The 18164-nt window shown below is 65.0% G+C and carries 18 protein-coding genes; 6 read left to right on the top strand and 12 right to left on the bottom strand.

The annotated features are described in order from the left end of the window. Positions 1 to 125: 125 nt before the first annotated feature. The gene (locus tag AC0QTX_RS20565; RefSeq protein WP_474605683.1) at positions 126 to 1016 is read left to right on the top strand and encodes an MYG1 family protein; all 891 of its coding nucleotides are present in this window, start codon (positions 126 to 128) and stop codon (positions 1014 to 1016) included. Between the two features lie 28 nt (positions 1017 to 1044). After that, on the top strand, positions 1045 to 1959 hold the full coding sequence (locus tag AC0QTX_RS20560; protein ID WP_474605682.1) for a histone deacetylase family protein: 915 nt from the start codon (positions 1045 to 1047) through the stop codon (positions 1957 to 1959). Between the two features lie 3 nt (positions 1960 to 1962). On the opposite strand, the gene AC0QTX_RS20555 is transcribed toward AC0QTX_RS20560, so the two are convergent. Further along, positions 1963 to 2895 (bottom strand): pseudouridine-5'-phosphate glycosidase, encoded by a 933-nt coding sequence (locus AC0QTX_RS20555; protein WP_474605681.1) that lies wholly within the window; start codon positions 2893 to 2895, stop codon positions 1963 to 1965. Further along, entirely contained in the window at positions 2892 to 3842 is a 951-nt protein-coding gene (locus AC0QTX_RS20550; RefSeq protein ID WP_474605680.1) for a carbohydrate kinase family protein, read from the bottom strand. Before AC0QTX_RS20550 ends, AC0QTX_RS20555 begins: the two co-directional genes overlap by 4 nt. 161 nt (positions 3843 to 4003) lie before the next feature. Here AC0QTX_RS20550 and AC0QTX_RS20545 point away from each other — a divergent pair, with 161 nt between their 5' ends. After that, positions 4004 to 4381: a DUF6455 family protein gene (locus AC0QTX_RS20545; protein ID WP_474605679.1), complete on the top strand. Its 378-nt coding sequence runs from the start codon at positions 4004 to 4006 to the stop codon at positions 4379 to 4381. Positions 4382 to 4394: 13 nt separating this feature from the next. On the opposite strand, the gene AC0QTX_RS20540 is transcribed toward AC0QTX_RS20545, so the two are convergent. Beyond that, positions 4395 to 5426: an alginate lyase family protein gene (locus AC0QTX_RS20540; protein WP_474605678.1), complete on the bottom strand. Its 1032-nt coding sequence runs from the start codon at positions 5424 to 5426 to the stop codon at positions 4395 to 4397. 162 nt (positions 5427 to 5588) lie between these two features. Continuing rightward, positions 5589 to 6704, bottom strand: coding sequence for a DUF2778 domain-containing protein (locus AC0QTX_RS20535; RefSeq protein ID WP_474605677.1), 1116 nt, complete (start codon positions 6702 to 6704; stop codon positions 5589 to 5591). Positions 6705 to 7058: 354 nt separating this feature from the next. On the opposite strand from AC0QTX_RS20535, the gene AC0QTX_RS20530 reads away from it, so the two are divergent. After that, complete coding sequence (locus AC0QTX_RS20530) at positions 7059 to 7970, top strand: MBL fold metallo-hydrolase (protein ID WP_474605676.1); 912 nt, start codon at positions 7059 to 7061, stop codon at positions 7968 to 7970. Positions 7971 to 8298: 328 nt separating this feature from the next. Here AC0QTX_RS20530 and AC0QTX_RS20525 read toward each other — a convergent pair whose 3' ends face one another. Together AC0QTX_RS20525 and AC0QTX_RS20520 are read right to left on the bottom strand one after the other, a co-directional pair. Next, the gene (locus AC0QTX_RS20525) at positions 8299 to 8775 is read right to left on the bottom strand and encodes a cupin domain-containing protein (protein WP_474605675.1); all 477 of its coding nucleotides are present in this window, start codon (positions 8773 to 8775) and stop codon (positions 8299 to 8301) included. Positions 8776 to 8893: 118 nt separating this feature from the next. Next, a complete protein-coding gene (locus AC0QTX_RS20520; RefSeq protein WP_474605674.1) occupies positions 8894 to 9778 on the bottom strand; it encodes a LysR substrate-binding domain-containing protein in 885 nt (294 codons plus the stop codon). 296 nt (positions 9779 to 10074) lie between these two features. Here AC0QTX_RS20520 and AC0QTX_RS20515 point away from each other — a divergent pair, with 296 nt between their 5' ends. Beyond that, the gene (locus AC0QTX_RS20515; protein ID WP_474605673.1) at positions 10075 to 10821 is read left to right on the top strand and encodes a hypothetical protein; all 747 of its coding nucleotides are present in this window, start codon (positions 10075 to 10077) and stop codon (positions 10819 to 10821) included. 910 nt (positions 10822 to 11731) lie between these two features. Further along, positions 11732 to 11974, top strand: coding sequence for a helix-turn-helix transcriptional regulator (locus AC0QTX_RS20510; protein ID WP_474605672.1), 243 nt, complete (start codon positions 11732 to 11734; stop codon positions 11972 to 11974). A 72-nt stretch (positions 11975 to 12046) separates the two neighbouring features. Here AC0QTX_RS20510 and mnhG read toward each other — a convergent pair whose 3' ends face one another. From mnhG to AC0QTX_RS20480, 6 genes are read right to left on the bottom strand one after another with little or no spacing between them, the layout of a single operon-like run. Next, complete coding sequence (gene mnhG, locus AC0QTX_RS20505) at positions 12047 to 12424, bottom strand: monovalent cation/H(+) antiporter subunit G (RefSeq protein WP_474605671.1); 378 nt, start codon at positions 12422 to 12424, stop codon at positions 12047 to 12049. Next, positions 12421 to 12702, bottom strand: a complete 282-nt coding sequence (locus AC0QTX_RS20500) for a K+/H+ antiporter subunit F (protein WP_474605670.1) — start codon at positions 12700 to 12702, stop codon at positions 12421 to 12423. Before AC0QTX_RS20500 ends, mnhG begins: the two co-directional genes overlap by 4 nt. Beyond that, the gene (locus tag AC0QTX_RS20495) at positions 12699 to 13187 is read right to left on the bottom strand and encodes a Na+/H+ antiporter subunit E (RefSeq protein WP_474605669.1); all 489 of its coding nucleotides are present in this window, start codon (positions 13185 to 13187) and stop codon (positions 12699 to 12701) included. The genes AC0QTX_RS20500 and AC0QTX_RS20495 overlap by 4 nt, the downstream gene beginning before the upstream one ends. Continuing rightward, complete coding sequence (locus AC0QTX_RS20490) at positions 13184 to 14806, bottom strand: monovalent cation/H+ antiporter subunit D (RefSeq protein WP_474605668.1); 1623 nt, start codon at positions 14804 to 14806, stop codon at positions 13184 to 13186. Before AC0QTX_RS20490 ends, AC0QTX_RS20495 begins: the two co-directional genes overlap by 4 nt. Next, complete coding sequence (locus AC0QTX_RS20485; RefSeq protein WP_474605702.1) at positions 14803 to 15147, bottom strand: Na+/H+ antiporter subunit C; 345 nt, start codon at positions 15145 to 15147, stop codon at positions 14803 to 14805. The genes AC0QTX_RS20490 and AC0QTX_RS20485 overlap by 4 nt, the downstream gene beginning before the upstream one ends. Next, positions 15147 to 18083 (bottom strand): monovalent cation/H+ antiporter subunit A, encoded by a 2937-nt coding sequence (locus AC0QTX_RS20480; protein WP_474605667.1) that lies wholly within the window; start codon positions 18081 to 18083, stop codon positions 15147 to 15149. Before AC0QTX_RS20480 ends, AC0QTX_RS20485 begins: the two co-directional genes overlap by 1 nt. Positions 18084 to 18164 lie beyond the last annotated feature (81 nt).

Raw genomic sequence — 18164 nt, 5'->3', positions numbered from 1 at the left:
TCGAGATTTATCCTGAATCCACACGAAGGATGGTCCTGAAGCGGCTTATCTTGAGCGAACAGCTCTGCTATCGCGGTTGTAGCTTTGACCGATACGGAGTAGCCGACGCTGGTCGGAGGAGAACGATGCGGATTGTAACCCATAGCGGCACGTTCCATGCCGACGACGTCTTCGCCTATTCCATCCTGCGCGATGCCATGAATGCGTTCGAGTTCGTCCGGACCCGGGACATGGCGCTGATCGACTCAGCCGACATCGTCTTCGACGTGGGCGGGATCTACGAGCCTGCCCAGGGCCGGTACGACCACCACATGCGTGATCTCCCGCGACGGGAGGACGGGACGCCCTACAGCTCGGTCGGCCTGATCTGGCGCGACTATGGGCGCAAGGCCCTGCCTCGGCTCGTGCCGGGGATCGGCGAGGACATGCTGGATTCCGTCTGGCAGGACATCGACGCAACCTTCATTCTCACCATAGACCAGGCCGACAACGGGGTCGCCACCGCAAGCCAGAGCCATCTCGCGCTCCTGGTCGAGGCCTTCAATCCGACCTGGGACAGCGGCCAGTCCTATGATGACGCTTTCCTCGAAGCGGCCGACTTCGCCAGGGGAATCCTGGTCCGGGCCTGCCGGCAGGCCCATGCCGAGGCTCAGGCTCTCTCGCTTGTGATGGCAGCTGCCAGGAAGGCACGGGATGCCCGCGTGATCGTTCTCGATCGCAAGCTTCCCTGGGAGAAGGCGGTTTTCGAGGGTGGTCTGAGCGATCTTCTCTTCGTGATCTACCCGAACGAGGATCTGACCGCCTGGTACTGCCGCACCATCCCGCCCGAGCCGAGCTCCTTCGGCCAGCGACTGTCCTTGCCTGAGGCGTGGCGCGGCCTGCAGGAGACGGAGTTCTCGAAAGCCGCCGGAATCGAGGACGGCGTGTTCTGCCACCCTGGCGGTTTCATCTGCGGGGCACGCTCGCAGGAATCGGCAGTGCGGCTTGCGGAGAAAGCCATCATCGAAGGTCGTTAGCTCGGACAACATCAGCAGAGGCCGACCCATGAAGCAGGTCCCGATCGTCTCGCACACGGCATACGTGGCCTCGCTTCCCGACGACCACCGGTTCCCGATGCTGAAGTATGGCCGCCTGGCGGAAGTGGTGGCGGAGAAGGGGCTTGCTCCCAACGGCCTCATCGTGCCGGGGGAGGCCTCAGCGGATCTGATCGCCCTGGCCCATGACCGTGCTTACGTGGATAAGGTTTTCGCCTGCTCGGTGCCTCGGGAGATCGAGCAGCGCATCGGTCTTCCGGTCAGCGAAAGCGTCGTCCGTCGCGCCCGGGCATCCGCCGCCGGGACGCTGCTTGCGGCGCGGCTTGCACTCCAGCATGGGCTTGCCGGCAGCACGGCAGGGGGCTCCCATCATGGACAGAGGGAAACAGGAGCGGGCTTCTGCGTCTTCAACGATGTCGCCATCGCGGCCAAGGCGCTGCGGACGGATCGTGCGATCCAGCGCGCGCTCGTGGTGGACCTCGACGTCCACCAGGGTGACGGGACCGCAGATTGCCTGCGCGACGAGGCGGATCTCTTCACCTTCTCCATGCATGCGGAGAAGAACTATCCCGTGCGCAAGATCCCGAGCGATCTGGACATCGGCCTGCCGGATCACATGGAGGACGGTGCCTATCTGGACGTCCTGCAATCCCATCTGCCGCGCCTCCTCGACGCTCTCGAGCCGGAGCTCGTCTTTTTCAATGCCGGCGTCGACCCGCACCGCGACGACAAGCTGGGGCGGCTCAACCTCACCGACGATGGTCTCCGCCGCCGGGATTCCTATGTGATCGAGCAGGCGCGCAGCCGTGGCATTCCCCTGATCGCGGTCATCGGTGGCGGTTACTCCACGGACATCGATTCCCTGGCCCGGCGCCACGCCATCGTGTTCGAGGCGATGGCTGCCTGGAGCGAGGCGAACGGGTGAGCCTCACCCCCTCGGACCGGCGAGGGACGCAGCCAGTCGCGCGGCGAGCGCGGCGTTGTTCTTCACGAGCGCGATGTTGGTGGCGAGACTTCGCCCGCCGGTCTGCTCGAACAGATATGACAGGAGGAAAGGCGTGACCGCCTTTCCCGAAACCCCACGAGCCTTCGCCTCCCCGATGGCCGCGTCGATGAAGGCGCTCATTTCATCGGCGGGGATCTCATCGGCACCCTGAACGGGATTGGCCACGAGAACGCCGCCGTGGAGTCCCAGCGTCTCCTTGGTGCGGATCAGGTCGGCGATGGCTTCGGGACTGTCGAGGCGCAGGGGAACGGGCAGATCGCTCGTGCGGCTCCAGAAGGCCGGGAAGCGGTCCGTCCCATAGCCGACGACCGGCACGCCGCGCGTCTCCAGGTATTCCAGCGTCCGCGGCAGGTCGAGGATGGCTTTCGCACCGGCGCAGACCACCGCCACGGGCGTGCGGGCGAGTTCGTCGAGATCGGCCGAGATGTCCATGGTCGTCTCGACTCCCTGATGGACGCCGCCGATGCCGCCCGTGGCGAAGACCTGGATGCCGGCGAGGTGGGCGCAGATCATGGTAGCGGCAACCGTCGTCGCGCCGTGGCGCCTGGAGGCTACCGCATAGGGCAGGTCGGCCCGGCTCAGCTTCAACACGTCCCTGGCGGTGCCGAGCCAGTCGAGTTCCGCATCCGACAGCCCGATCTTGATGCGCCCTTCGATGATCGCAATCGTTGCCGGCACGGCGCCGTTTCCGCGCACCAGCGCTTCCACCTCGCGTGCCGTGGCGACGTTCTGGGGATGGGGCATGCCATGGGTGATGATCGTGGATTCGAGCGCGACGACGGCCTCGCCTGCTGCGAGAGCCGATTGCACGCTGGGAGCGATGTCGAGAAAACGGCCGGCGGTATCATGCTTCATGAGGGCTCCCGTTCGAAGGTGGGATCGGCTCTAAGGGACAAAGTGGCGTCCAGCAAGGCGAAGGACAGGTCCGGCCGGACGCTTGCCGTGCTCTCCACGGTCAGCGCCGCGGCCACGGTGCCGAGGCGAGCAGCTTCACCGAGGGGGCATCCTTTCAGCAGCGCCGCGAGGGTGGTGCCGATCAGGGCGTCCCCAGCACCCGTCGCATCGACGATCTTTGCACCGACGGCGTCGATCCGATGGATACCTGAGGGCTCAGCCGCAACCAGACCGACTTCGCCGAGGGTCAGGACGATGCGCTCAGCGCCGCAGGTGCGAAGGCGCGTGGCCGCCTCCTTCGGAGACGCCTCGGGCTCGCTGAGATAATCGCGCGCCTCGTCAAGATTGAGGAACAGCAATCCGATGCCGGTGAGATCCTTTGGCAGACGCGCGACCTTCGGGGTCGAGACGGCATCGGCGGCCAGCATGAGCGACTGCCGGCGAGCGGTTTCGACGAGCGCGCCCAAGGTTTCGGCGGGCAGGTTGCAATCGGCGAAGAGCCAGCCTGTCTGATGACCGAGGTCCATCTTGTGCAGCAGGGCAGGGGTCAGCCTGTCGAAAATCGCCATGTTGGCCAAGCCGAAGGCCAGTTCCCCATCGGGCTGCAGGACGGCCACGTATTCCGCCGTGGGATGCTCATCCGAGACCGCCATGAACTGCGTGCCGATGCCGAGGCGTTCGAGATCCTCAAAAAGCGATCGTCCGTTCTCGTCCTTCCCGACAATGGATGCCAGGGAGACGCTCAGGCCGAGCCGGGCGATGTTTTCCGCAACATTGCGGGCCACCCCGCCAAAGGAGCGCTCGGAGACGACGGGATTCGAGGTTCCCGGGCGGATTGCGTTCAAGGCTCGGTATTTGCGGTCAACGGCCGTTCCGCCGATGCATGTGATGCTGATCTCCGGCTTCATGCGTCAGACCTGCTCTCCAAAATCTTGCACAGAGGGTATGCCGAAACCACGGATAACCTGCAACGATAGGAGGTTTGTTTCGAGAGTAACAATTTGCGGTGGATCAAAGCGCGGATGGCTCCCCAACCTCAATCTCTTCCCATTGCATGGAGGAGGCGACCATGGGCTTGGGTGGAACGATCAGGCGATGGCAGGCGAACTGGGCGCAGGCCCACGAACTCGACGCTCTGGATAAGGATCAGCGGGATGCCCTGGCCCGTGACATCGGAGTCCCGGCTGACCTGCTGCCCACCCTCGTGGCGCGAGGCCCCGATGCCGCAGCCGAGCTGCCGCGCCTCATGGAGGCACTGTCCCTCGATCCCGAGCGGATCCGGAGGATCCATGCCGCTCTCATGCGCGACATGAGCCTCACCTGCTCGGGCTGCACGACGGCTGTCCGGTGCAGAGACGACCTCGCAAAGGGGCGGGCGCCTGCGCAGTTTGCGGCATACTGTCCGAATGCCGAATCCCTGCGGGAGCTGGAGACGAGCATGTCGTGACGGCCTTTGGCGCCTACTCCGCCCCATGAAACAGCAGCGTCGTGTTGCCGCCGATCTCGCTTGAACCTGTGGGACGCTTCGCGCTCAGCACGGCCTCGACCACGGGCGAGGGTCGGCGGCTTTGATGGATTTCAAGCCAGGCAATGCGGGATGACGGTACGGTGCCGTCGCCCGGATAGGCTTCCTGCTTGGTGCCGGTCGCCTTCTCGAAGAAAGAAGGGTCATCGAGGGAGCCGAGCACCCTGTCCACAAGCCGCTGCAGGGCTCCATCATGTTCGGCATAGAGGTCGATCCCCTGGCTGCGCGCCAGTTCGGCAGTGGCCACAAGGGGCTCGGCGGCAAAGATGTGGTAGTCCCGGGCGCGCTTGCCGCGCTTCATCTCGAGCGGGAGGGTGCCGTCCGGCGTGATCTGCGCAAGGCCGACGCGCACGCTGTCGATACCCCAGCGGGTGAGCGCCTTGTCGTTGGAGGCGAGGCCGGCGCCAGTGGCGCTCAGGCCCGCCCAGTAGCGGTGATTGTTCCGGCCGGAGGTCGCCTTGTTCCTGTCCATGAACCCGACGAGCTGCTGGCCTAGAGACCGCAGCCAAGCTTCGACGCGCTTCTTCTGGTCGTCAGGGAGATTTGGGGCGTTGCGGATTTGCAGATAGGCCAGTGCGAAGCCCCCGAGAGCTTGGCCCAGATTGAAGTGCGCCTGCTTCGAGCGCATGTCGGTCATGGCATTCGCTGATGCCCAAGCATCAAGCCAGGTGAGCGTGCAGGCCGAGGCGGCGGTGTTCTTCGGGTTCGACTTTACATACGCGTTCGCGATCTTGACCAGATTGCGTCCGTAGGCGCGCAGGGGCTCGACGGCTTCCGAGTAGCTTTCCTCCGCTTCCTCATCGATTGTCGCACGTCGGGTGTCGTCCTGATTGTACTTGCTCTGCGTGTCGAGGGTGATCACGGGGGCGTCCGGCGCGTCGCACTCGTATTTGGGCTTGGATTGAACGTTGTCCTTGCCAGGTGCCGGCACCAGGTAGCCTGTGCCTTCAGCTTGAGCTGTGCCCATGGATGCGGCTAGCAGGATCGTGGCAACGAAGGGTGGCCATTTAGCGCATCGCGCAGCAACTCGCCTCGTCGCTGATTTCACATCCCGCATCAACCCGCTCCTCATGCGCTGCCGTCCGTGCAGGAACTAGGCGCCCAGAGCAGCAAGGCCAGGGGCGGAGGCTCAGATCGCCCGGGCGTAGCGGCGGGACTGGCCAGTGCGGTTGCTGGCCACCGGTGGCAGGAGATCCTGACCCCGGCCGGCGGTCACGATCAGGCGCTTCACCTCGCCCCTGAGGTAAGCCTGGAGGAATTTGTCGTAATCCTTGAAGGAGACGCAGCCATTCGAATCTCCGCGCGGCCCCAGCAGGTAGGAATGGGCCAGGATTCCGTCGCGGCCATAGATGGCGGCGCTGCCGCCCACCGGGTTGAGGCGGATGGCGCGCACGCCATGGAAGAGCGCCTCGCGCTCGGTGAGGACATAGGTACCTGGCGGCGTCGAGCCTTTCATGCGGACGTTCACGTAGCGGGGATTGTCCATCATGTTGCCGAGGCCGGAATGCGCCTCAAGCCTTTCGCCATTCGGCAGGTGAACCACCTGAGCGCTGATGTCATAGACGGCTGTGCCCGCGCTGACGAGATCCGGCGTGGAGCCGAAGCGTGCAGTCGGGGCGATGCTGCCCGTACCCCGATCCAGAGCCGCATAGCTGAGGGCGGCGTCCGGCGGGCTGGTCGGGCGGACTCCGAAGAGCTTTTCCAGGAAATTGCGGTTATCGGCCGGTGGAACGGCCGGCGCTGCCAGAGCACGAGGGGCCAGGGCAGGAGGCGCGCTCGCAACCTGAGACGGTGCGGCGATCTTCGGAGCTCTCAGGTCCGCAGGCCGGGGCGCCGGAAGAGGCACGATCATGGGCACCGGCGCGGCTCCCTGAGCGATCTCCGCAGGCGGAGCCGGTTCAGGCATCAGCGCTTGAGGAGGAATGCCGGCCTCGCGCTGCGGGGGCGAGCGGAAGCCGGGTTCGAACGGGGTGTTCCGCCGGAAGGTGAAGGAGTCCTGGCCCAGGGTGGGCTTCGGATCGATCAGACCAGGGTCCAGGGACAAAGCGGTCTTCACGGACCCGGGCGCCTGGCTTGCCGCGATACTTGCTGCCGGCGCCTCTGGCGCTGTGCCGCCGGATTGTTCGAAGTCGACGAATAGGGCTACGGGGCTGAGCGAGATTGCCACGAGGAGAGCCGTCGGCAGCAGGCTGCGGTTCCGGCGGAGCGGGGCGCGACGAAGGGACTGATGAGGCTTGTGCGCCATGGCAAACTCTACGCATCAACTCGCGCTTCGCACGAGACGGTAGAGCCTGGGTTCAAGCTCGGAGGCGCCGCGGGAAAGCGATACTTTCACTGATGCTGATTGAACGACAGGTTGGTTAAGATCAGGATAATTGGAAGTGGCATCGGCTGGAACATTGTGGGCCCATGTCCGGTTCAGGCGGGCCTTTGGCCCCGTCGCGACCTTCGCCTTCCTTGCCGGGTGACCCCGGAATGGCACTCTTGCGGATCTTGCCGGTGCAACCGGCACAGGTCACCCTCCGGATGGCCGCCCCCGATTCTGACGGCTGAGATCCTGGTTGCAACAGCTGCAACGTGTCGAAGAGGAGTTCCCGCCATGCCGGCCGAGACCGCCCCCTCCCTGCACGGGCGCCCCGATGTCAAAGGCTTCTACGAAAAGCGCACCGGCAGCATCCAGTACGTCGTCTCGGATCCGGAGACGAAGCGATGCGCCGTCATCGATCCGGTTCTCGACTTCGAGCCGAAGTCCGGTGCGACCGCAACGGACTCCGCCGACGAGATCCTCGCCTATATCGAGCAACAGGGCTACAGGCTGGAATGGATTCTCGACACGCATCCGCACGCCGATCATTTCTCGGCCGCAGGTTACCTGAAGAGCCGGTCCGGCGCGCCCACCGCCATCGGCGAGCAGGTGGTGGAGGTCCAGAAGCTCTGGAAGGCCTTCTACAACTGGCCTGACAGTTTTCCGACCGACGGTTCGCAATGGGATCGCCTGTTTGCGGACGGTGAGCGGTTCAAGATCGGCAACCTGGACGTGGAGGTGATGTTTTGTCCCGGCCACACGCTGTGCTCGATCACCTATCTCGTGGGCGATGCCGCGTTCATTCACGACACGCTCTTCATGCCCGACGGCGGGACGGCCCGGGCCGATTTTCCCGGCGGCTCGGCCAAGGCCCTGTGGCACAGCATCCAGCGCATCATGGCGCTTCCCGACGACACGCGCCTCTTCACGGGCCACGACTACATGCCGGGCGGACGCGCTCCGCAATGGGAGAGCACGGTGGCCGAGCAGCGCCGGGACAACCGGCACCTCGTGAGCGCGAGAAGCGAGGACGAGTTCGTAGCCATGCGCGAAGGACGCGACCGCGACCTGCCGATGCCGAAGCTCATCCTGAATGCCCTGCAGGTGAACATCCGCGGCGGCCGCCTGCCAGAGCCGGAGGGCAACGGCAGGCGCTATCTCAAGATCCCGCTCGACGCTTTTCCGAATGCGCCCTGGGGCGACTGAGGCTCCAGACGCCACAGGGCGAAAGAGGGCGGGTAGCCTTGCTGCTACCCCTTGCGGACGGGATTCCAATCCCCATATCAAGCTGACCCAGCGGACATAGTTGTGGACTTCGAAACGCGGCGGGCGTCACCGCCTGCTTTCGATGAGGCCGTGTCAGGACGGATGTAATCCGGCATGGCCCTTTCCTGCGCTCGCCTGACGATGCGAGTGCCCGTCTGGACGCGATCAGCCCAGGCCCGTAGCAGGCGAGGCGAGAGATGCGAAGGCATCCCGCCCGTTCGCCCCGGAGCCTGGGCTTTTACGTGTCTCCCGTTGGACACCGCCGCCTCTATTGCGACTTGCGCGGATCGTCCGCCGGGTTGACGTAGGCGATGCCCCAGGGGCCGCGCGTGCTCAGCTGCACTACGGTTTCCTGATTGGTCTGAACGTAATGCTGCGTCCCCGGCGCCATGGCGATCACGCCGCCGGCATTGATGGCTTTCATCTGCGCAGGGTCGACACTCGTTCCCATGCCGATCTTGAACTCGCCGCTGAGGACGGTGACCACTTCATCGACCGGATGGGTATGGGCCGGGATCTTGTAGTTCGCCGGGAATTTCAGCCGCATCACGAATATGCCGTCCTTCGCGGGATCTCCGTAGAGAACCGACATCTGCGCCCCTTTGGGAAGGGACGGCGGCCCATCCTTCCAGGTGACGTCGCCGGGATTGGCCATGACATGCTGGTGCTGCTGTGCAGAGGCGGGCGTGAGCATGAAGAGAAGAGCCGAAGCGCAAGTGGCTGCTTTGAGCGTGAAGAGCTGCATCGCGACCTCCCAATTTGGGTGATATGGCGGACGCACACAAGGCGGTCAGGAACGGACATCTGCCGCTGGGGAAAAGCTCTGCCTCTTGAGGTCCGCTGTCAAGACGATGCGCGCTGTCTCAGGCTCCTGCACCGAGCTCGGAAGTCAGCCAGTCGCGGAACGCGCCGACGGCTCGTGTCGGGGGAGCAGACCGCGCTGTCAAGAACCAGTATGAAATGCCCGTATCGTATCGATCCGGGAAAGGCGCTGCGAGACGCCCCATGGCAATAGCATCGCAGGCGAGCGTCTCCCAGCCAAGGAACACCCCTTGGCCTGCTACAGCGGCATCCAGGCACAGGGACGCGTCCGAGAAGACGGGACCGTCGCCGAGGATGGACTCGTCGAGCCCGTTCGGGCCGAGCCAAGCGTTCCAGCCGAACATGGGGGTCGGCTCGCGGATGATCGGTACGGAGGCGAGGTCACGCGGGTGGCGCAGGCTCTCGCCCATGGCTGGACTGCACACCGGGAAGACGAACTGGTTGAGCAGCTTCTCGGCCTTGACGTTCGGCCAGCCGCCGCGGCCGACCCGGATGCACACATCCACATCGGAGGAGCCCGGATCCACGAGGGATACGTCCGCGTCGATGCGGATCCGGATCTCGGGGTGCTGCTCACGAAAGCGCTGCAGCCGCCAGACCAGCCATTTGCTGGCGAAGACCGGGGCGACCGAGACTGTCAGCACTCCCTCGCGCCGCCGCTCAGCAAGCGAAAGCCCGGTCGAGATCTCCGCGAAGCCGGCGCTCAGGTAGCGCAGCACGTCCTGCCCGAAGGCGGTGGCTCTCAGACCCTTCGGATGCCGCTCGAACAACGGGCGGCCGAACTGCTCCTCGGCCTTCAGGATCTGCTGGCTCACGGCCCCGATGGTGACGCCGAGCTCCTCGGCAGCAGCGCGCAGATTGCCCAATCGCCCGGCCGCCTCGAGGGCGCGCAGGCCGTTCAGGTGAAAGCGGTTCAGGTTGCGCATATAGCTTTCCTACAGTGTCGCGCAGAAAAACGCCATTTCTTTCAGCAGGCGCCGCGCGCAGCATGCAGCCATGCTGAACATGATCTCCATCCTCAGACAGATGCTCCACCGTCCGGCGCAGGAGGCTCGGGGAAGCCTTGGCTTTGCGTGGGAGGACGATCCGCTGGCCCATCCGGCCCTGCGGCGGATGAGCCTCGAGGAGCTTGCCGACCTGCCATTCGACAGAGGCACGGTTCACCTCGATAAGCCTTGCGGCTACAGACGTGAAAGCGATTCACACGAGGCGGCGATCCGGAATGTCCACCTGGCGAGACGAGAAGAACCAGAAGGCTCGAGCCCGGCTTGAGAAACGCCTCTCGGCGCTCTTCCCGCCTTGCGTGCTCGCCCATGCGCTCCGGCAGCCGCTGACACCGCCAACCCAGCGCCGCGCGGTGGAATCCTATTGGCGTCATCGGCCTCTCCTGGCCGACCGGCTGGCGCGGGCGCTGGCGGCAAGGAGCGGCGAGCCCGCGGGTTGGCAATGGCGCCTCGGGTCCGCCAAAGAGACCGGTCTGCCGCTTACGTTCCGCATGCCGCCCGCACCCTATCGCGAGGCGGCCTTCGGGCGCGGACCGGGTCATTGCTGCGTGTGCGGCCAGCCGATCTACCGGCTCGGCTGGCATCGCGACCTCTGGGGCGACGGCAAGCCGAACCGGAACGCCACCTGGCATTCCGCCTGCGTGGTGGCCTGGCAGCTCTGGACAGCCCCACCGGACCACCTCAGGATCCTCAAGATGCGCCAGGGCCGGAAATGCGCCACCACCGGTCGCCGCCTGTTGAAGACCGCCGAGGTGGACCATCGCGTTCCGCTTTTCGCCGTCTGGTCCGAGCACCGCTCGAAGCCCTGGCCGGAACTGCTTGCTTTCTGGGGGGCTCCAAATCTTCAGGTGATCAACAAGGCGGCGCATCTGGAGAAATGCGCCGATGAAGCGGCCGAGCGGGCGACCCGCCGATCCGCGCTTGCGCCCAACCCGGGCAGGGCAGCCGAGGAGACCGGGCCCTAGGAAGCCGTTCGAAGCCCTTGCCAAGCGGGGTGCGCACAGCAGATCAAGATCTGCCAGCTGAGCAAGAACCTGAAGATGACGGCCGCCGGATTCTGCGTCATCTGATCGGCCGGCCTTGCGCCGGCCATCCACGTCTTTGGAGCACAGGCAACCCAATCCACCTTCGTGACCCGGTGCCTCAATGACTCCTGATCATCAGAACATAGACCGCCAGAACCACGGCGATCAGCAGGACGGCGTAGAGGGACTGGGAGAGCATCAGAGGAACCCCAGGATCCCGCCTGTGCAGAACAGAAATGCTAGACTGGCCACCGCAAGCGCTTCGTTCTCATAAGAGATGTAGGACTTGATCCTCGCCATCATGGCACCCTCCTGGGTTGCCATCACTATGCGCGCATGGGAACTGGAAAGATATGATTATCCTTGAAGTCCAGTCATTGTTCATCCTTGCGCCCATATGGCCAAATCCGACTAGAACATCCTGGACAATTGTTCCTGTTGGATTGATCCTTTCAAAGAAAATGCGTTCTATCCATCACGTTCTAAATTATGAACATTATGAGGGTGCAGGTCCCTCCGGCAGCAAAAGCCATTTAGATCTTATCCTCTACAGGCAGGCTGTCGATTTTTCACAGGCCAGTGACAACTCCATAGATTGAACCGGCGCTCTGGCTCTTCTTTAAACCAACTCGTCCGCTTCAATGTCATCGTTCGTGGCGATGAACGAAGGGGGCTTATGGGCATCCGTGTGCTCGTCCCAAGGATGCAGGCGGTGGCTTGAACCAGTCAGTGGCGGGTTCCCGGTAATGGATTGGCAGCATCTTGCGGATCACCTTGCACGGGGTGGAGGAAGGCCCTAGATCCCAACCATAAAGGGCGATTTCGTGCCCGTGGCACAAGAGCACCCCGAATGCCTCTCCTCACACCCGAGCAGTGCCGGGCCGCCCGTGGCCTCCTGGACTGGACCCAGGAGGAACTCGCAGAAAAGGCGGACGTCTCGCGCAGCACCATCCGCGACTTCGAGAATGGCCGCCATCACCTCCACTCCGCGACGGCATCCCAGGTCGTCGGGGCTCTGGAGCAGGGTGGGGTGCTGCTGATCCCCGCGGACGAGGCAGGTCCCGGGGTGCGGCTTTGCAAGCCCAAGGGCTAGCGGCCAGCCGGTCAGGCGACAAGGGCGAAAGCCAGGAGGATGCAGGCCCCGATCGCCGCCGGATGGCCTTGCTCACTTCTTTCGGGGAGGGACCAAGTCCTCTACTACTCCGGCCGCCGGGACGTCCTTGCTGCCTTCGATGCGATCGCGATACAGAGCGGCCCTGCCGAGAAGCATCAGGGTCACCGGCGTGGTCAGCGTGACGAACCCGGCGATCAGGATCTCGTGAACCACTGGGCGTGACTCGAGGACGCTGAAGCACAGAGCCGATCCGACCAGGATGCTGCCCATGCCGAAGGTTGCTCCGAGGGTGGGCGCATGGACGCGGGCATAAAAGTTGCCGAGCCGCAGAAGCCCGAACGATCCGATCAGGGTCACGACCGCCCCGGCCAGCACGCAGAGGGCGGCCAGCAGCGCGGCCCACGCCGGCAGATCTCCAGCCGCATTCATTCGATCACCTCTCCGCGCATGAGGAACTTGGCCAATGCCACGGTCGCGACGAAGCCGAGGAGACCGATGACGAGCGCCGCCTCGAAGTACAGCGTGCTGCCGCTGCGGATCCCGAACGTGATCAGCATCAGCATCGCGTTCACGTAAAGGGTATCGAGCCCGAGGATCCGGTCCTGCGCCCGCGGTCCTGCGACGAGACGGACGGTGGCGCAGCACATCGCCAGGCCGAGCAGGACCTGGGCAGCGACGATGGACCATGTCAGGATGGACGCGCTCATTCGAAGATCTCCATCAGCAGCCGCTCGTAGCGGCCCTTGATGAGCCTGATCCACACCGTCTCGTCGACCAGGTCGAGAACGTGCAGCAGCAGGGTGCCCTTGGCGGCGTCGTAGTGCAGCCAGATAGTCCCTGGAGTCGACGTGATGATGATGGAGAGGACCGCCAGGCCCTGCCGGCTGCGCAGGTCGAGCGGGATGGTCATGAAGCCCGCATTCACCCCCGCCTCGCGGGGGCTGACGATGATGCGGCCGACAGCGAGGTTGGAGCGGACAATGTCGTACACGACCATGCCCAGAAGCCTCAGGGCTGCTCCTGGTCGGCGGATGCGGGGCTTCTCGGGCCGCAGGGACGCCATCGCCCATGAGGCAAGGATGGCGATCACGCTTCCCAGGATGACATGACCGGCCGACACCGATTGATTGAGCAGCAGCCACAGCACGAGCAGGGCGGTCGAGAGCAGCGGGTAGGGCAGGATCCCGCTCATGGCCGCGCCTCCCCGACAGAAGTCCCGACCCTCGGCACACCCAGCACGCCCGTCACGTAGTCCTGCGGGGTCTGAAGAGCCTTCGTCGTTGCCTCCATGTAGCGCATGGCATGACCGCCGCCGACGGTGAGGCCGAGGCAGAGCAGCAGGAGGCACAAGATTGGGGCCATCTCGATGATCCGCACCCGGGGAACGCTGTCGTCCAGGCGGGCCCAGAAGGAGCTGATCCCGGTCCGCGTCATGGCGATCAGGGTTGCCAGGCCCGACAAGGTCAGGAGGCCGATCAGCATCCAGGCAGAGGCCTGGACCCCAGCGCCGTCGGTCTTCAGCATCGCGGCCATCATGCCGAACTTGCCGATGAACCCGGCAAGGGGCGGGAGGCCTGCGAGGAGCAGGGCGCAGGCGATGAAGCTGCCGCCGAGGATCGCGATCGAGGCCGGGATGGCAACGCCGACTTCCTCCCCGGGATCGTCGTCATTGCTCTCACTGTAGACCTCCATCGTGACAGCCAGCACGTCGGCCCCGGGATCGCGCATGCGCTCGACCAGTTCGATGAGCAGGAAGAGGGCGGCGATGCCCAAGGTGGAGCTGACGAGATAGAACAGGGCGGAGCCGATCATCGCGCCCCCTCCGGTGCCGATGGCCGCGATCAGCGTTCCGGACGAGACGAGCACGCTGCACCCGGCGAGCCGCGGCAGGGACTGGGAGGCCAGGAGGCCGATCGTGCCGAACACGATCGTCAGCATGCCGATGACGAGCAGACCATCCCCACCGAATCCGGCCAGCGGCCCCGCGTCAGCACCGAAGACCAGTGTCCACAGGCGCAGGATGACGTAAACGCCGAGCTTGCTCATGATCGCGAACATGGCGGCGGCCGGCGCAGAGGCGGCCGCATAGGTCGTGGGGAGCCAGAAATTGAGCGGCCACGCCCCAGCCTTCATCAGAAAGGCCGTGCCGAGGATCGCGGCAGAGGCCGCCACGAGGGCCGAGTCTCCCGGATCAAGAGCCGGGAGGCGGTGAGCAAGATCGGCCATGTTGAGGGTGCCGGTGGCGCCGTAGGCCAGACTGGCACCGATCAGGAAGAGAAAGGAGCCCGTGAGATTGATGGCGATGTAGGCGAGGCCGGCCCTGACCCGGGCGGTTCCGTCCCCGTGCAGGACGAGGCCATAGGAGGCCGCCAGCAGCACTTCGAAGAATACGAAGAGGTTGAAGAGGTCCCCTGTCAGGAAGGCGCCGTTGAGCCCCATGAGCTGAAGCTGGAAGAGCGTGTGGAACCGCGGACCCGCCCGATGCCAGCGCGCGAGCGAGTACAGCAGCGTCGCGATGCCGAGCAGGCTGGTCAGCACCAGCATCAGGGCGGAAAGACGATCCAGCACCAGCACGATGCCGAACGGCGCCGGCCAGTTGCCGAGCTGGTACGTCCTCACGCCGGCTCCCAGAGGCATCATGTCGGCCTGGCGCAGCAGGACGACGGAGACGATCAGCAGGGCGATCACGGTGGCTATCCCGATCTCGCCCTTCAGGCCCCGGCGGCGCTCGTCGAGAAGAAGCATTACGGCCGCGGACACGAGCGGCAACAGGATCGGCACGATGATCAGGTGGTCGGCCCAGCCCCTCATTGCGGATCCTCCCGGCCGTCTACGTGATCGGTTCCCGTGAGGCCGCGGGATGCCAGCAGGACGACGAGGAAAAGGGCCGTCATGGCAAAGCTGATGACGATGGCGGTGAGCACCAGGGCCTGCGGCAGGGGATCGGCGAAGAGCACCGGGTCGGCGGCTTCGGTGCTTTCCAGGACAGGCGGTGCGCCGACCCGCAGCCGACCCATGCCGAAGATGAACAGGTTCACCGCATAGGAGAGCAAGGACAGCCCGATGATGACCTGGAAGGTGCGTGGGCGCAGCAGAAGCCACACTCCAGACGCGGTCAAGACACCGACGGCAAGCGCGAAGACGAGCTCCATCATGCATCCTCCTTCGTGAGTGCGGGTGCTACGGTGGGAAGTGGTGGGCGGGCCGTCCTCGGGCTGCGCACCGACTGATGCGCCAGGGCGATCAGGATGAGCACCGTGGCGCCGACGACGACTGCAAAGACGCCGAGGTCGAACAGGAGCGCCGTGGCGGCGGGCACCTTGCCGATGGCGGGAAGGTCCAGGTACTGGAAGTAGGAGGTCAGGAACGGGTGGCCGAAGAACCAGGCGCCCATGCCCGTTAAGGCCGCGCAGAGCAGGCCGATGCCGATCCAGCTGACCGGGCGGATGCGCAGGCGCGCCTCGACCCAGCGCGTTCCGCCCGCCATGTATTGCAGGATCAGCCCGATCGACAACGTGACGCCGGCCGCGAAACCTCCACCCGGCAGGTCATGTCCACGCAGGAACAGGTAGATTGAGACCGTGATGATCACCGGGAAGAGCCACTGCATGATCGTCGCCGGGATCGTCAGGTAATCGGCGAGGGTGTCGCCCACGGCGCGGTCCGGCCTGGCCCTGTCGTAGGCGTCCTGCGCCTGCTGCTGCTCCGGAGCATCGACGCTCTCGGGTGCGGGGCGGAAGCGGCGCAGCAGGGAGAAGACCGTGATCGCCACCACGGCGAGCACCACAATCTCGCCGAAGGTGTCGAAGCCGCGGAAATCGACTAGGATGACGTTGACGATGTTGCGTCCGCCGCCTTCGGAGTAGGCGTTCTCGACGAAGTAGCGCGAGACGGTGTCAGGAAGGGGCCGGGTGAGCATCGCATAAACGATGAGGGTCATGCCCGTGCCGGCCGCGAGGGCCAGCATCAGGTCCCGCGCCCGCCGCACCCTGGCGCGAACGCCTATGGAGAGGCCTTCGCCCGCGATTTCGAACCGCTTCGGCAGCCAGCGCAGGCCAAGCAGGATCAGCACCGTCGTGACGATCTCGACCAGAAGCTGCGTGATGGCGAGGTCGGGGGCGGAGAACCAGACGAAGGTAATGCACGTGACCAGCCCGGCTCCGCCCAGCAGGACCATGGCGGCAAGACGGTGGTACTTGGCCTGGTATGCCGCGCCGATGGCGCAAAGGCCGCCGACGGTCCAAAGCAGGAGAAAGGCCGGGTCGAACGCCGTGCCCGGGCGTGAGCCTGACACAAGTCCTTGATGGTAGAGCGGCCACAGAGCCGCGAGCACCGCGAAAGCCACCAGCAGCCGCAGTTGCGGCTGAAGCCGCTGGGTGCCGAACAAGCGTTCCAGGGAACGTGCCCACTTCCATGACAGGGTGACGAGCACCCGCTCGAAGATGCGCTGGCCCTTGAGATGGCGCACCAAGGGAGGACCATCGATGCCCTTTGCGAGGTGCCGCTGCAGCAGCCAGTACAGGAGGATGCCGCCAGCGAGGGCGATCAGGCTCATCAGCAGGGGCTCGTTGAAGCCGTGCCACACCGCAAGACTGTAGTACGGCGTATCCGGTCCCAGAACCGCCCGAACCGCCGTGGCGAGGAATGGCCCGATGGTTATTGCCGGAAGGATACCGACGAGCAGGCATACCAGGACGAGGAGTTCGATCGGAAAGCGCATCCAATGCGGAGGCTCGTGCGGCGTGCGCGGCAGGTCGGTCGCAGGCGGGCCGAAGAACACGCCGTGGATGAAGCGCAGCGAGTAGGCGACGCTGAAGGCGCTGAACAGCATGGCGAACCACGGCAGGGAATGGTCGAGAAGCGAGTCGACGTGGAAGGCCGCCGCCTCGGCAAAGAACATCTCCTTGGACAGGAATCCGTTGAGCAGGGGAACGCCCGCCATGGCGGCGGCCGCGACCATCGCCAGAGTGGCAGTGATAGGCATGAACCGGAACAGCCCGCTCAGGCGCCGGAGGTCGCGGGTGCCGGACTCGTGGTCGATGATGCCCGCCGCCATGAACAGCGACGCCTTGAAGGTCGCGTGGTTCATCGTGTGGAAAATCGCCGCGACCGCGGCAAGGGGGCTGCTGAGGCCGAGCAGGAGCGTGATCAGGCCGAGATGGCTGATGGTGGAATAGGCGAGAAGGCCTTTCAGGTCCTGCTGGAAGATGGCCGCGTAGGCTCCCAGGACCAGGGTGCAGAGCCCGGCCGTCACCACGATGTAGAACCAGGCTTCCGTGCCGGACAGCACGGGCCAGAGCAGTGTGAGCAGGAACACGCCGGCCTTCACCATGGTGGCCGAATGGAGATAGGCCGAGACCGGGGTGGGAGCGGCCATGGCGTGCGGGAGCCAGAAGTGGAACGGGAACTGGGCGCTCTTGGTCAGAGCGCCGAGCAGGACAAGGATCAAGGTGGGCAGGTACAGGCTGCTGTTGCGGATCCGATTGCCCGAGACCAGCACCTGGTCGAGGTCGTAGCTGCCGACGACGTGTCCGATCAGCAGGACGCCGACAAGCAGGCACAGCCCGCCTGTGGCCGTGACTGTCAGTGCCATCCTGGCTCCGTCGCGGGCGCCGGCATTATGATGCCAGTAGCCGATGAGCAGGAACGAGAACAGGCTGGTGAGTTCCCAGAAGAAGACCAGCTGAATGAGATTGCCGGACAGTACGATGCCCAGCATGGCGCCCATGAAGGCGAGCAGGAACGCGAAGAACCGCGGTACCGGATCGGAGGGCGACATGTAGTAGCGGGCGTAGAGCGCCACCAGGAAGCCGATGCCCGTGACCAGCATGGTGAACAGCCAGGTGAAGCCGTCCATGCGCAGGGTGAAATCGAGGCCGAGCGTCGGTATCCACTCGATGCCCGCGCGCAGGATGACGCCGCGATGAACGGCAGGGTACTGGACGGCCGTCAGAGCCGAGCAGCACAGGGCTATGGTGCCGGCGAGGATTGCGGCGCCGTTCCTGGCGTCCTGCCGCAGGAAGGCGGCAATGAGGCTCCCGATGAAAGGAAGGGCGACGATGGCCAGGAGGGGCAAGCTACTGGACATGGATGGGGCGGTCTCCTTCCGGGTGGGGAGCGGGTGTGAAACTCCAAGCGCTGGGGCGATATCGCCCAATATGGTTGACAT

Source organism: Microvirga sp. jy35, from assembly GCF_056148915.1.
This window is presented reverse-complemented; position numbering and strand designations above follow the sequence as displayed.

Excerpts from the sequence above, each read along its gene's own strand:
- AC0QTX_RS20565 (WP_474605683.1), top strand. The coding sequence starts at position 126 with ATGCGGATTGTAACCCATAGCGGCACGTTCCATGCCGACGACGTCTTC.
- AC0QTX_RS20560 (WP_474605682.1), top strand. The coding sequence starts at position 1,045 with ATGAAGCAGGTCCCGATCGTCTCGCACACGGCATACGTGGCCTCGCTT.
- AC0QTX_RS20555 (WP_474605681.1), bottom strand. The coding sequence starts at position 2,895 with ATGAAGCATGATACCGCCGGCCGTTTTCTCGACATCGCTCCCAGCGTG.
- AC0QTX_RS20550 (WP_474605680.1), bottom strand. The coding sequence starts at position 3,842 with ATGAAGCCGGAGATCAGCATCACATGCATCGGCGGAACGGCCGTTGAC.
- AC0QTX_RS20545 (WP_474605679.1), top strand. The coding sequence starts at position 4,004 with ATGGGCTTGGGTGGAACGATCAGGCGATGGCAGGCGAACTGGGCGCAG.
- AC0QTX_RS20540 (WP_474605678.1), bottom strand. The coding sequence starts at position 5,426 with ATGGGCACAGCTCAAGCTGAAGGCACAGGCTACCTGGTGCCGGCACCT.
- AC0QTX_RS20535 (WP_474605677.1), bottom strand. The coding sequence starts at position 6,704 with ATGGCGCACAAGCCTCATCAGTCCCTTCGTCGCGCCCCGCTCCGCCGG.
- AC0QTX_RS20530 (WP_474605676.1), top strand. The coding sequence starts at position 7,059 with ATGCCGGCCGAGACCGCCCCCTCCCTGCACGGGCGCCCCGATGTCAAA.
- AC0QTX_RS20525 (WP_474605675.1), bottom strand. The coding sequence starts at position 8,775 with ATGCAGCTCTTCACGCTCAAAGCAGCCACTTGCGCTTCGGCTCTTCTC.
- AC0QTX_RS20520 (WP_474605674.1), bottom strand. The coding sequence starts at position 9,778 with ATGCGCAACCTGAACCGCTTTCACCTGAACGGCCTGCGCGCCCTCGAG.
- AC0QTX_RS20515 (WP_474605673.1), top strand. The coding sequence starts at position 10,075 with ATGTCCACCTGGCGAGACGAGAAGAACCAGAAGGCTCGAGCCCGGCTT.
- AC0QTX_RS20510 (WP_474605672.1), top strand. The coding sequence starts at position 11,732 with ATGCCTCTCCTCACACCCGAGCAGTGCCGGGCCGCCCGTGGCCTCCTG.
- mnhG (WP_474605671.1), bottom strand. The coding sequence starts at position 12,424 with ATGAATGCGGCTGGAGATCTGCCGGCGTGGGCCGCGCTGCTGGCCGCC.
- AC0QTX_RS20500 (WP_474605670.1), bottom strand. The coding sequence starts at position 12,702 with ATGAGCGCGTCCATCCTGACATGGTCCATCGTCGCTGCCCAGGTCCTG.
- AC0QTX_RS20495 (WP_474605669.1), bottom strand. The coding sequence starts at position 13,187 with ATGAGCGGGATCCTGCCCTACCCGCTGCTCTCGACCGCCCTGCTCGTG.
- AC0QTX_RS20490 (WP_474605668.1), bottom strand. The coding sequence starts at position 14,806 with ATGAGGGGCTGGGCCGACCACCTGATCATCGTGCCGATCCTGTTGCCG.
- AC0QTX_RS20485 (WP_474605702.1), bottom strand. The coding sequence starts at position 15,147 with ATGGAGCTCGTCTTCGCGCTTGCCGTCGGTGTCTTGACCGCGTCTGGA.
- AC0QTX_RS20480 (WP_474605667.1), bottom strand. The coding sequence starts at position 18,083 with ATGTCCAGTAGCTTGCCCCTCCTGGCCATCGTCGCCCTTCCTTTCATC.